This window comes from Rummeliibacillus sp. POC4 (assembly GCF_003576525.1).
Classification (GTDB): Bacteria; Bacillota; Bacilli; order Bacillales_A; family Planococcaceae; genus Rummeliibacillus.
This window is the reverse complement of record NZ_QWUA01000015.1, coordinates 20,687-33,856: the sequence shown is the minus strand read 5'-3', so window position 1 is coordinate 33,856 and position 13,170 is coordinate 20,687. Positions and strand designations below refer to the sequence as shown.

The window sequence follows — 13,170 nt, the reverse complement described above, 5'->3', positions numbered from 1 at the left end:
CCAGGGTCAAACAGGTAAAACATAAAAAGAGTGAGGGAGCCAAAAGGCGACACTTCCTATAGGAAATCCAATTGAATCACCAGTTGTCCGGATCAACTGGAAATTCTATCGGAAAGAGCTCTTACTACTAATATACGAGGAGAAAGTTAAAGAAAAAGGGGGTCATTCAATGAGCCATGCACTTATTATCGGGGGTAGTGGAATGTTGAAGGAAGCATCTGTTTGGTTGGCTAGCCAATATGATGATGTAACTGTCATTGGGAGAAGAAAGAAGAAAATGGATTTTCTTAAACATTTAACCGAATATTAGAAATTATACAACAAGGAACATCTATTATGAAGAGAGATGTTGGTTAGTGAGAAATAGTCAATAAATAATCAAACTCATCCAGGTGTTTTTGCTGTCGCCATATTATTAAGAATTATAAGGAGAGGATACTACTATGAAAGTACGCCTTACAGAATATAATGTAGATTGGCCTGAAATGTTTCAAATTGAGGCAGAGTTTCTGAAAACAATATTTGGCGACGAGATCATCAAATGCGAGCATTTTGGAAGTACATCAGTTTATGGAATGAAAGCAAAACCTGTAATCGATATGATGTGTATTGTTAAGTCGATAGAGAAGGTGGACTTATACAATAAGCAAATGGAGTACCTTGGTTATGATGTTGCTGGGGAATGGGGGATTACAGGTAGGAGGTTATTTAGAAAAGGTGGCGAGAACAGAACTCACCATATCCATTTTTACCAATTTGACAATCCTGAAATTGAACGGCATTTGATCTTTCGAGATTATTTAAGAAATCATCCTCAAGAAGTAGCTGAGTACAGTCGTTTTAAAGAAGAGTTGGCGCAACGCTACGAAACTACAAGTGATTATAGTCCAGCAAAAAAGAAATTTGTAAGTGAAATGGAGCAAAAAGCGCTCAGTTGGTTTTCGGAAAGGTTGAAGATGTAGTTTGTCGGTATAATGCTACATGAATTGTAAGTTGGCGAACAATAGTAATTTTACTTGAATAGGGTAAAGACAAAGGAGGTAATTCTATGAGCCATGCACTTATTATCGGGGGTAGTGGAATGTTCAAGGAAGCATCCGTTTGGTTGGCTAGCCAATATGATGATGTAACTGTCATTGGGAGAAGTAAGAAGAAAATGGATTTCCTTATCGATCAATGTAAGAACATTAATCCTTTATATTTAGACTATCATGAGACGAATGATTTGAAATTGGCAATAGAAGAACAAATAAGAGAAATCGGTGATATTGATATAGTCGTTGCATGGGTGCATTCCACTGCTCCTGATGCTCTTTCTACAATTATGAATGTGGTTTCCAAACAGAAAAGTAATTGGAATTTGCTTCACATTTTAGGCAGTCGTTCAAATTTAGAAACGATCAAAAAGAATATCAGTGTACCTAAAAATTGTACCTATTCTCAAGTGCAATTGGGTTTTGTGAGAGAAAATGACCAAACGAGATGGTTAACCAATACAGAAATCTCCTCTGGGGTGATTAAAGCAATCTCTCAAAAAGAAGCTAAATATATTGTTGGAATGACAGAACCTTAGAAACAACGACCTTCTTAAATGGTCATACATAAAAGTAAAAGCTTAACCACTACCGTATCAGAACTGGTATTAGTGGAGCAGATTTATCGTAGACTTAGGATTAATAAGGGAGAACTTTTGTTATGTATTAAAATAAATGCTTATATTACTGTCTCTCAATTGTGCGCGGTTTATTTTTATAGTTTCGAAAGGTAATAGAGAAAGCGGTTTCTAAAAATATTCTGATAATTTAAAATAATTGGTTGATTTTAGAAGATGTTACATATATAATCAAATTTGAAAACGGTTTCATCTTTGGGCGTTTAAATTTATATGAACTTTTATAGAAACCGATTTCTATGGGGAGTCCTATTGCTATTTCATATTTTTCAAGATTAGCGTAGTAAAAGGGGGTCGGTACATATAAGAATCGCTCAAAGTATGTATTCGGGGAATGTTTAATAAAACAATAATGGGGGTATCACAATTGAAAAGCCTTAAAAAACTGATTGCTATCGGACTATCTACGGCTCTGGCGTTGTCATTAGCAGCATGTAATGAAAAGACTTCTTCAGAAAATGGTAAAAGCAAAGATACAGTTACTCTGAATTTTTGGACATTTGGTGCTACTAATTATGAAGATTTGGCAAAAGAGTATGAAAAAGAAAATCCTGGTGTCAAAGTTAAAGTAAGGGCTGCTGAAACCGCAGAACATCATGATGCATTATTTACTGCTTTATCTGCTGGAAGCGGAGCACCCGATATTGCCATGTTAGAAATTGACCAATTAGACCGTTTTAAAACGGCACAAGACCGTTTTGAAAACTTATATGACCTTGGTGCAAATGATATTAAAGATCAGTACCTAGATTGGAAATGGAAAACAGGTGAGAACGATAGTGGTGATTTCTTGATTGGTTTGCCGACGGATATTGGACCGAAAGCCTTGTACTATCGGGTAGATCTATTTGAGAAAGCAGGGTTGCCAACTGATCCGGAAGAAGTGGCAGCATCCATTAATTCTCCGACTGCATTTGAAGAAGCAGGGCTTAAAGTGAAAGAAAAAACAGGTAAGGTATTTATAGATAGTATTGAAATGGCATTCAGAGCTTACTTGGACGGTGCAGAAACAACATTTCTTAATAATAAAGGCGAGTTGTTATTAGAAAAGGATGGAAATGCCGTTAAAAATGCCTATGATTATGCCGTAAAGTTAAACAAACTGGGGATTGTTGGTAAATTTGAGATGTGGTCACCGGAGTGGGCGAATGCCGTAAATAAAGGAGAATTCGCTGCTGAGTTAGGAGCTGGCTGGTTAAAGGGCTGGATGGAAGGTAATGCGCAAGAAGCAATCGGTAAATGGAGAGTGGCAACACTGCCATCTGAATTTGCAGCGAACTGGGGAGGATCTTTCATTTCCATTCCAAGCGAAACAAAAAATGCAGAAGAAGCATATAAATTTACAGCGTGGTTAGTTTCTCCAGAAAATCAACTGAAATCCTTCAAAGACAAGGGACTATTCCCTTCTGCACAATCGGTCTATGAAATGGAAGATTTCAAAACAAATAAAGATGAATTCTTTGGAGGACAATCAACTGCACCTGTATTTGCAAAAGCTGCACAAGATATTAATGGAGCTGTTTATAAAGGTGAAAAATACTTCCCAATTTATTCAGAAGTTTTGAATGCTTTGAAGAACGTGCAAAGTAAAGGAGCAGACCCTGAAAAAGAATGGAAAGAAGCTATTAAGCGTTCTAAGGGCTTATTAAATCGATAATTTAATCCCGCATTAACGGGCAGTAAGACCCCCACCTCAAGGTTGAGAGAGAAATGAGAAAGATAGGTGGGGGATAACTGCCCGTAAAAGTCCGATTGGTTCAACTAACCATCAGTGGGGATGAAGAAAACCCCCACTGATGGAAGTTTCACTTTATAGTTTACTAGAAAAACTGGAGAGTAGGCGTGTCTTGTAGGGAACGCCACTCCCATCTTTGATGGAAAAGAGGTGTATTCAACTGAAAGCGAATACAGTAACAAATGAGGTCAAGGGAAGAAAGAAGCGGGTTAGGTCTGAATCGAGAAAAGATATGTATTCTGCCTATTTATACATTGCTCCTTTCTTTATTATTTTTGCGATTATTGGTTTGTATCCGGCTATATTTAGTATTTATTTAGCATTTCAAAAATGGAACGGTCTTAGCCCTATGATCCCTGCCGGATTGGAGAACTTTAAAATTGTCTTAACTGATTCTCTTTTCTGGAAGGCGGTTTATAATACAATCGTTATGGGAATCATGGGAACCGCTCCTCAAATCTTGTTTGGAATCATTTTTGCCTACTTGTTAAATATGGCATTTCTAAGATTTAGAAATTTCTTCAGAGTCACCATTTTTATGCCCTATATTACTTCAATGGTAGCGGTAGCCCTCATTTTTAGTGTGCTGTTTAGTGACCATGAATCTTCCTTAGCCAACTATGTATTAAGTTTAGCAGGACTTGATCCGGTGAGTTGGACTAGGTCAGAATGGGGAACGAAACTTGCGATTTCAATTATGGTATTTTGGCGATGGGTTGGCTATAACACGATAATTTATCTTGCTGGAATTCAAAGTATCCCAAATGATTTGTATGAAGCTGCTTCAATTGATGGTGCAAGCAAAATACAGCAATTCCGACATATAACCATACCCATGCTGAAGCCGTTTATCATATTGACGGTCTTTACGTCCACCGTGGGAGCACTCCAATTATTTTCTGAGCCAACTGTATTTTTGGGAAATGATGCCTTTACGAGAGATGAGGCAATGACAATCGTGATGTACTTGTATCGTGATGCCTTTAGATTACAATCCTTTGGCACCGCATCTGCAACAGCAATCATATTATTAATATTGATCACAGCGATTGCAGCAATCAATGTATACTTATCATCTGGTATAGGAAGAAAAAGGAGGAATGGATGATGAAAATAATAGAAAGGGCAAGAAAATTTTCTAGTGGCAAACTCCTTGTCTATATTTTATTAGTCATTACCTCTATATTATCTTTATTCCCGTTTTATTGGATGTTTGTAATGGCTACTAGACCTAGCTCAGCCTTTAACTCGATTCCTCCTACGATTACACCTGGGAATATGTTGGTTGAAAATTTTAAAAAAGTATTAAATCAAATTGATTTCTTCGGTTCAATATGGAACTCATTTGTCATTTGTGCCATTGTAACAATCGTTGTTTTGATCATTAGTTCATTGGCTGGTTTTGCATTTGCGAAGTTTACTTTCCCAGGGAAAAATATTCTTTTCATTGCAATTTTGTTAACGATGATTATTCCTCCGCAATTAGGTTTAATACCTCAATATTTCTTAATATCAAAAGCAGGTTTGCTTGATACATTACCAGGTGTAATGGTTTTGTTCTTCTTAAATCCATTGGGAATCTTTCTCATGAGGCAATATATCAGTAAATCAGTACCTGATGAACTTATTGAGGCGGCTAAATTGGATGGTTGCTCGAATTTTAGAATTTACCGCAACATTGTCCTTCCAATTATTTTACCAGCAATTGCAACTGTAGGTATTATTGTTTTTACCGCAGTATGGGGAGAGTTCCTATGGCAGTTTACCGTTTTGAGGGATCCGGAGAATTATACAATTCAAGTAGCATTAGCCCAATTAAGCAATACCCGAAATGTGGACTTTGGGATGATTATGTCGGGTGTATTTTGGGCAACTGTACCGCTACTAGTGGTCTTTTTATCATTCAACAAGTTATTTATTTCAAGTATTACTGAAGGATCTGTGAAATAAATAAAAGAAATTACTCACACTTAGAAGGGATTAACATGAATTTAACCATTAAAGATATTGCGCAAATGGCAAATGTTTCGCAAGGAACTGTTTCAAAAGTGATCAATAATTATAAGGGAATAAGTGAAGAAACAAAGAAAAAAGTTATGGATATTATTAACCAAAGTGGGTATGAGCCTAACTTTTCTGCTAGATCATTGGCAACAAAAAAATCAAATCTGATTGGTTTAATATATGCCGGTAGAATTAATGTAGATATGACCCATTCTTATTTTAATGAGATTCTATCTTCTTTTAAGAAAAATATAGGTTTACTAGGATACGATATTTTAATGTTTTCAAACGAAAAATTTAATACGGATAATGGCAGTTATATAGCAAGATGCCGGCATTTCAATGTCGATGGTTGTTTAATCATTGCAGGAGAAGAAGTAGAGGAGGCTACCTACGATATAGCTTTAGAGGGCTTACCCTGCATCGGAATAGATATCGAGTTAAAAGGACCAAAAGCAAGTTATATCATGACGGATAATGTGGGTTTGGCAAGAAAAGTGGTAGAGTATCTCTATCTTCATGCCATAAAAAAAATTGGTTTTATTGGTGGTAAGTTTGATTCTCCTGTTTCTACCTATCGTAAACAAGGTTTCTTAGAGGCAATGAATCAATTTGGTCTGGAAATTTGTGAGGATTGGATTCAATATGGTGATTTTCATGAGGAAAGCGGTTATGTGGCAATGAAGCGAATACTGCAAAGTAAAAAGCTGCCAGAGGCTGTTTTTTCTACGTCAGATATGATGGCACTTGGAGCATTGCAAGCGATTAAAGAGGCGGGCTTGAACTGTCCTCAAGATATCCGGTTAATTGGGTGTGACGATATTGCAGCGTGTCGGTATAGTCATCCAAAATTAACGACAGTGAAACAGGATAAAGAGAAGTTTGGTAAATTATCCGCCTATATGCTCGACGATTTGATTAATGACCGGTCACAATTAAAACCAGTATTTATTGACTCAGAATTGATAATCAGGGAATCGTGTTGAATAAATTCGGCTATATTGCTAGATTCCCGGAAATATTCAATTTAATAATAGAATTCAGATATTTCGTAAATGCTATTCTATTACGACAAAAGAAAGAATTGGATAAATAGCCTTTTATAAAAAATAAGGTTGCAGGAGGTTATATGGTGAATTACTACGCGGTGTTTGATGTTGGAGGTTCTGCCATAAAATATGCTCTGATGGATGAAACAGGTTGTTTTATTGAAAAATCCTCCCTTCCGACTCCTAAAAAGAGTCTAGCCGAATTTATAGATACAATTGGTGATATTGTGGGTGAGTTTAAGAAAAGCCATTTGGTAAAAGGGCTGGCTATTAGTATACCAGGTGCCGTGAATGTTGAAACGGGGATTATTGAGGGATCGTCCGCTCTTCCATATATTCATGGACCCAATATAAAAGACCTTCTTCAGGATAAAACGGAGTTACCTGTTGAGCTAGAAAATGATGCGAATTGTGCTGGATTGGCAGAAGGTTGGATTGGTGCAGCAAAGGATGTGAAGGATTATCTTTGTATAGTGCTTGGTATTGGTATTGGAGGTGCAGTGGTTCTCGATAAAAAGCTTCGACATGGGAAAAATGGTTTTGCCGGAGAATTTGGGTATATGTTGATGGAGGACTATCTGGGGCCGAATACTGGAGAATCCTTTAGTTCTTTAGCAGCGGTAGGCGGATTAATCCAACAGGTTGCTAAACGAAAAGGAATAGACCCCGATGTTCTTACAGGTAAAAAGATATTTAAGCTAGCTGAAAATGGGGACTCGGAAGTAGCGGATGAAATTGATAAGTTTATGAGACGACTTGCTGTTGGCATATATAATCTACAATTCATCCTCGATCCGGAGAAGATTTTGATTGGAGGGGCAATCAGTCATCGAGAGGGATTTGTCGAGAAGATTAATGAAACATTACAGCAAATGAAGTATGAATCAGAAGGCTTAACGGTTAAAGTAGAAAGATGTCAGTTTGGCAATGATTCTAATTTAATCGGTGCTCTATATCATTTTTTACAACGGCAGAAGGACACATTTTAGATTTGAAGATTTCGAGAGTCTCTAAGAACAATGGTATAAAAGGGAAAAGCAACAACTGGGTGGAAGGGAGAGTACGATAATGCATAAAACATTGAAACCGTTTCCGACGAACTTCTTATGGGGAGCTGCTTCAGCTGCCTACCAAATTGAAGGTGCATGGAATAAGGACGGGAAAGGGATGAGTAATTGGGACAAATTTGTTCGTATCCCCGGTAAGACATTTAAAGGAACGACGGGAGATGTCGCTGTAGACCACTATCATCGTTATAAGGAAGATATCCATTTAATGGCGGAAATGGGCTTAAAGGCTTACCGTTTTTCCGTATCTTGGCCCCGTATTTTTCCGAATGGAAGAGGCGAGATTAACGAGAAGGGCGTTGCCTTTTATGATAATTTAATTAATGAACTGCTTAAAAATCAAATTGAGCCCATCTTGACCTTGTATCATTGGGATTTGCCTCAAGCACTTCAGGATGAATATGGTGGCTGGGAATCTCGAAGAATCATTGAGGACTTTACCAATTATGGTGTGGAATGTTTTAAACGCTTTGGAGACCGTGTAAAGTACTGGGTCAGCTTAAATGAACAAAATATTTTTACAAGCCATGGGTATAATGAGGGCTCACATCCACCGGGTATAAAGGATACAAAGCTGTTTTATCAGGTGAATCACCACGCAAATCTAGCCAATGCCAGTGTCATCAAAGCATTTCGTCATTATGTTCCGGATGGTCAAATTGGCCCAAGCTTTGCGTACTCGCCAGCCTATCCTGCTTCTTCAAAGCCGCAAGATATATTGGCTGCTGAAAATGCTGAGGATCTAAACAGCCATTGGTGGATGGATATTTATACTTGGGGGAAATACCCGAAGGCTGCCTGGAACTACTTAGTAGAAGAAGGTCTTGCACCAGAAGTGGAAGAAAGGGACTTTACCTTATTAAGAGAAGGCAAGCCAGATTTTATGGGCTTAAACTACTATCAAAGCACGACATTTGAAGTCAACCCATTAGAATATGGAGTGGGTGCCGGTGAGATGAATACAACAGGCATCAAGGGAACATCAAAGGATTCGGGTATTCCAGGGTTGTTTAAAACTAAGGTGAATCCCAACCTAGAGCGCACTAATTGGGATTGGAATATAGATCCACAAGGCCTAAGGATTGGCCTTCGCCGAATCACGAACCGATATGATTTACCGATTTTGATAAGTGAAAATGGGCTCGGTGAATTTGATAAGGTAGAAGATCAGGATAAAGTCCATGATGATTACAGGATTGAGTATCTACAAGCACATATTGAGACAATTCAAGAAGCCATCTCAGACGGTGTCGAAGTTCTTGGCTATTGTGTTTGGTCATTCACAGATCTACTAAGTTGGCTGAACGGTTTCCAAAAACGCTATGGGTTCATCTATGTTAACCAGCATGAAGAAGGAACTCATGACCTGCGTCGTATCAAAAAGGACAGCTTCTATTGGTACAAACAAGTCATCGAATCGAACGGAATCTAAAGAGCGGAGGATTACTTCGCTTTCTTTTTTTTGCAAATAATTAAGAGGGTTTAACCGATTGAAAAGAGCTAGTGGAAGTGGAGAAAATGACCTTCCTTATTGATCAATATAATTGGAATTTGTTTTACATCTTAGGCAGTCGTCAAATAGAAACGATTAAAAAGAATATCAGTGTACCCGGGAAAACAAATGGACACCACAGTGAAGTGATGTCCATTTTTACAAATTAATTTAGTTGTGGCTCTTCTGCGCGCGCTGCTTGAACACGTTTCCCAATCAAGCCATATACAATTGTCATTAACACTACACTAGCAACCATTACCGAAACACTTGGCACAATAAATGTTTTACTCATTGAGAAAATAACTTCTGTACGGAACCAGCTTTGGAACGGTATCCCTACACCTAACAGCGCCGCAAAAAATCCTATTTTCACTACAATATGTTTTCCCTTCATTTTCCCAATCATCGCGTTAATAAATAAACGTAACAGCGCTAACCCTGACCCAACGAAGAAAAACGTTACTAAATATCCTTTCACTTCTTCATCTAATACAAATGCTTTCCCTACTAATCCAATAATTATGACACTCGCTATCGCAATTAACATTTTCGATAATTTACTCAATCATTGTTCCTCCTCAAAATTGAACACCTTGTTCTGTTTCTGCAATTATCATAAAGCGTATGAGTGTTTGAAGCAATGCACAAAATTGAACACTATGTTGATTTTTGGTCTAGGTTATATATTGGGAGCATTAAATAAGGCTGTTTTCTAAAAGATTGTTGGGTCTTCGATGCTTTTACTGTTACTCTAGTTTCCACATTAACAGTGATACTTTTTGGATGATTTGAATTGTATGTACATAATTTAGCATAGAGGTATTTTTCAATCTAATGTAGCAAAAGCAATAGCAATCTTTAATAATCTGGCGTTTCTGTTGAGAGTAAATATTTATTGTTATAGTATTATACAAGGTGAACCTTATCATAAGTAAGTGCGGTATCTATAAAACCAACTAAACCAACGATGTTTTAGTTGGTTTTATACTATAATGGAATAAAAAAGAAGTGGAGTCTAACATAATGGGGAAAATTTTTCGAGGGATAGTTTTAGCGATTATTGGAATATTAGGGGTCATATTAAGTTTACTTTCATCTACAGATTTAATTAGCTCCCCTAATAGCAACTTAAATTCTAAGAAAATTGATAAAAATATTAAAAAGCTTAGAGAATTAAGATGGTTTAATGACTTATACATAGATGAACGACATCATAAAAGTTTCTTTATAAATGTGAGAGTGAGAAAATATCTTCAAAGTAACATTTTGGTTTCACGGTTAAAAAACAATAAAAAAGAACAGCAAAAGTTTATTCAGCTCTTAGAATATGTAGCAAAGAAACGTGATTAAATTTAGTTTAAAAAACCGCATTTAGCGACATTACGGTGAACCTTATCATAAGTAAGTGCTGTTTAAATTAGGCATATGAAATGAGTGAGTTCATATGCCTTTTATTATTTAATAATATATAAAGGAAGTTTTAGGAGGTTCTAATATTTAATGAAATTTCAATTTATAGATACATATTACGAGGGACATAAATTAGTACCAGATTTTTATCATAATTGGTATCAGGCTTTACATATAGAATCACCATTTGATAGTACGAATGCACTTACGTATCAAATAATTAAGGAAGTACAGTCTTTATTATTTGAAAGCGAAGATGAGCTGTTTATAGTAGCAAATAGTTATCCCAGTTTTAAAAATAAAACGACTTACCCAAATATTTTTAAAAGATATATGAAAAGCCCTAAGAAAAAACATGAGGTACAACTAGCAAACTTTGAGTGGCTGTTTGATGATGATGTTATCAAAGTCCAGCAAATTGTTTGGTCATGTAAAGTTTCAGAAATCAAATTATCACTGCTATTGAAAGCACTAGCTAATAAAGACTTTCCAAAGCTTCGTCCACAATTAAATAGAAAAAATAGTATGTTCGCTCCTGATGTTTTTATAATTAATCAACGTACAAAGTGTATCGTACATGTTTATGATGATCGTGGAATTGAAATAATGAATGTAGATAAAAAATATAATCTATTAATAAAAACGCATTTAGTGACACGGTGAAATTTATCATAAATAAGTGTTATTACTATTTTCATCTTCTAAAAATAGATTGGTTGTAGCATTGTAGATGAGATTTATGGGTTCACCTATTATAAAGGTTATAGCGTTTATGTGTAGCGAATTGTTTTTCCATTCTTTAAATTCAATTTCATCCAAGCTAAAAGGGTTTTCGATTTCGATCAACGCATTTTCTAATCGACCGGATATTTGGCAAATAGGAGTATTGAGTATAAAAATTGTATAGTAGTCTGATAAGATGAGTTTTCCAATTGGAGATAATGTAATATTTCTTATCGTGCGAAATACATCATCAATAAAATCTTTAACTTGAAAATAGTCCGGGTTATCTCGATTGAGTTCATATAAAAAAGTATCTGTAAGTACATAACAATATTGGTTTTCAGAAGAAATGGCAACGGATCTTGGTTTGCCGCGAAATTGGCCATAAAAAGTATCATAGTTTTCGTCTTCGAATTTTACCCAAGTCCAATCTTCTGTTGAAAAAGTGGCATCGTATATTTTTTCGGGATACATTCCAGAGATAGGAGGCTCTGTAATTTCAGCAGTTAGTAGCATAGATATCCTCTCCTTAATTAAAAAGCTTTAGTATTTAAAAGTAATAACTGTTTTCTCAGTAGTTATCATATCAAAGATTTTTGCTGTTCCTCTTCTTTATTTAGCATAACATTCCACATCCATAAATAATTTATGAATTATTCCACAATCGGGCGCAATTCGTGATTCAGAATTGTGCATTTTCAGTACTAGAAACAATGTTTATGTAAATGTAAATATTTAAGAAGGCTTATAAAAGCAGTTAAATGAACAAGTAATAGCCAAATTTTATATTTGAAAAATATAATGCAATGGACTCTACTAATTTTTATTGAAACTTAACAGTACATAGTTCGACCTACTGTAATAAGATTAATATTGTAATATACTATTATAAATAGGTTAACAATGTTAATATATGTTTTATTCAAAGATCTCTTAAATATTCAGTGAAAAATTAGAAGGAGTCCTAAAATGAAAAAGAGAATAAACTATTTAATCTTACTTTTAACTACCATCTTTGTCGTTGGTTGTACGAGCGTAGAAGATGCTTCCGTTACAGGTAAAGAAACAGATTCACAAGAAGTCACAACAAGTGAAACAGATTCACAAGAAGTAACAACAAATAATACCGAAAAAGAGCAAACAACTGTAAGTGAAAAATCAGATTCAGAAAAAACATCAACTCCATCAAAAGATGAATTGTTCAAAGGATACAAACAAATTAAAGTTGATGGTGGTAATTTGTCTGGTCATCGTGAACCTAACATTGTTGTTGATATTGGTTTTGGAAATCGGAAGTATTGGGCTTTCACGAATGAATATGGGCAGCTAATACGTGTTGTTGCTGACAAAGTAATTCTACAAGATGACCGTACCGAACCTGTAACATCGTCTGGCAGATATTACTCTGATGAGGCAAAAGTTCCTGGTGTCGAAAGATCAGATTTAGATGAAGGTCATATTATTGCAGATTCTCTCGGAGGGGTATCAAATGCTTACAATATTACGCCGCAAGATAGTACGCTAAACCGACATGGTGACCAAGCATATATGGAAGACGCCATTCGTAAAGCTGGTGGGGCTACTAATTTTGAAGCAATTATCACATATCCTAATACGAAAACGCAGATTCCTTCTCATTATAAGTACACGTACACTTTAAGAGGGCATGAGATTGTAGATGAGTTTGATAATGGTAACCCGGATAAGATCAATAAATCTCTGGGGTTAACTGGAAGTAAATCAACTACCTCAAATAAGTCAACTAGTACTAATAAGTCCAATACATCGAATGGCACTAAAGATGTTTCTAGTGTTGATACAGATGGTAATGGACAAGTAACGATTAAAGAAGCAAAAGCAGCTGGTTTCAAAATGCCAATAACAAGGGATCACTGGTTATATCAATATATGGATGATCGCGATAATGATGGTGTGGTAGGGGAATAAGCACCTATAGCTCAAGTCAAACGGAAAGCTGTGTCGTAATTGTATAAAGTGTATGAAAGAAATCCAAA

At 36.0% G+C, this 13,170-nt stretch carries 15 protein-coding genes; 13 read left to right on the top strand and 2 right to left on the bottom strand.

Annotation, left to right across the window (positions count from 1 at the left end; all coding sequences use genetic code 11):
• Positions 1 to 169: 169 nt before the first annotated feature.
• The 10 genes from D1606_RS18700 (at position 170) to D1606_RS18695 (ending at position 9,189) form a co-directional block, all read left to right on the top strand.
• Positions 170 to 310 (top strand): Rossmann-fold NAD(P)-binding domain-containing protein, encoded by a 141-nt coding sequence (locus D1606_RS18700; protein ID WP_158582332.1) that lies wholly within the window; start codon positions 170 to 172, stop codon positions 308 to 310.
• A gap of 133 nt (positions 311 to 443) precedes the next feature.
• Positions 444 to 962: a GrpB family protein gene (locus D1606_RS06800; protein ID WP_119415271.1), complete on the top strand. Its 519-nt coding sequence runs from the start codon at positions 444 to 446 to the stop codon at positions 960 to 962.
• Between the two features lie 86 nt (positions 963 to 1,048).
• Positions 1,049 to 1,573, top strand: a complete 525-nt coding sequence (locus tag D1606_RS06795; protein WP_119415270.1) for a short-chain dehydrogenase — start codon at positions 1,049 to 1,051, stop codon at positions 1,571 to 1,573.
• A gap of 466 nt (positions 1,574 to 2,039) precedes the next feature.
• On the top strand, positions 2,040 to 3,329 hold the full coding sequence (locus D1606_RS06790; RefSeq protein ID WP_233548044.1) for an ABC transporter substrate-binding protein: 1,290 nt from the start codon (positions 2,040 to 2,042) through the stop codon (positions 3,327 to 3,329).
• Positions 3,330 to 3,639: 310 nt separating this feature from the next.
• A complete protein-coding gene (locus tag D1606_RS06785) occupies positions 3,640 to 4,515 on the top strand; it encodes a carbohydrate ABC transporter permease (protein ID WP_233548043.1) in 876 nt (291 codons plus the stop codon).
• Complete coding sequence (locus D1606_RS06780) at positions 4,515 to 5,357, top strand: carbohydrate ABC transporter permease (RefSeq protein ID WP_369973763.1); 843 nt, start codon at positions 4,515 to 4,517, stop codon at positions 5,355 to 5,357. The genes D1606_RS06785 and D1606_RS06780 overlap by 1 nt, the downstream gene beginning before the upstream one ends.
• A 35-nt stretch (positions 5,358 to 5,392) precedes the next feature.
• Positions 5,393 to 6,397, top strand: coding sequence for a LacI family DNA-binding transcriptional regulator (locus D1606_RS06775; protein ID WP_119415266.1), 1,005 nt, complete (start codon positions 5,393 to 5,395; stop codon positions 6,395 to 6,397).
• 146 nt (positions 6,398 to 6,543) lie between these two features.
• The gene (locus tag D1606_RS06770; protein ID WP_119415265.1) at positions 6,544 to 7,449 is read left to right on the top strand and encodes an ROK family protein; all 906 of its coding nucleotides are present in this window, start codon (positions 6,544 to 6,546) and stop codon (positions 7,447 to 7,449) included.
• A 76-nt stretch (positions 7,450 to 7,525) separates the two neighbouring features.
• Entirely contained in the window at positions 7,526 to 8,959 is a 1,434-nt protein-coding gene (locus D1606_RS06765; RefSeq protein ID WP_119415264.1) for a glycoside hydrolase family 1 protein, read from the top strand.
• A 77-nt stretch (positions 8,960 to 9,036) separates the two neighbouring features.
• Positions 9,037 to 9,189 (top strand): hypothetical protein, encoded by a 153-nt coding sequence (locus tag D1606_RS18695; protein ID WP_158582331.1) that lies wholly within the window; start codon positions 9,037 to 9,039, stop codon positions 9,187 to 9,189.
• Here D1606_RS18695 and D1606_RS06760 read toward each other — a convergent pair.
• Entirely contained in the window at positions 9,186 to 9,587 is a 402-nt protein-coding gene (locus D1606_RS06760; RefSeq protein ID WP_119415263.1) for an MFS transporter permease, read from the bottom strand. The two genes, D1606_RS18695 and D1606_RS06760, sit on opposite strands and share 4 nt — an antisense overlap.
• 458 nt (positions 9,588 to 10,045) lie before the next feature.
• On the opposite strand from D1606_RS06760, the gene D1606_RS06755 reads away from it, so the two are divergent.
• Positions 10,046 to 10,372, top strand: a complete 327-nt coding sequence (locus tag D1606_RS06755) for a nitrite reductase (RefSeq protein WP_119415262.1) — start codon at positions 10,046 to 10,048, stop codon at positions 10,370 to 10,372.
• Between the two features lie 150 nt (positions 10,373 to 10,522).
• Positions 10,523 to 11,095, top strand: a complete 573-nt coding sequence (locus D1606_RS06750) for a DUF3885 domain-containing protein (RefSeq protein WP_119415261.1) — start codon at positions 10,523 to 10,525, stop codon at positions 11,093 to 11,095.
• A gap of 6 nt (positions 11,096 to 11,101) precedes the next feature.
• Here the strand turns inward: D1606_RS06750 and D1606_RS06745 are convergent, their stop codons facing one another.
• Positions 11,102 to 11,671, bottom strand: coding sequence for a hypothetical protein (locus tag D1606_RS06745; protein ID WP_119415260.1), 570 nt, complete (start codon positions 11,669 to 11,671; stop codon positions 11,102 to 11,104).
• Between the two features lie 453 nt (positions 11,672 to 12,124).
• Here D1606_RS06745 and D1606_RS06740 point away from each other — a divergent pair, with 453 nt between their 5' ends.
• Entirely contained in the window at positions 12,125 to 13,102 is a 978-nt protein-coding gene (locus D1606_RS06740) for a DNA/RNA non-specific endonuclease (RefSeq protein WP_119415259.1), read from the top strand.
• The last annotated feature ends 68 nt before the right edge of the window (positions 13,103 to 13,170 follow it).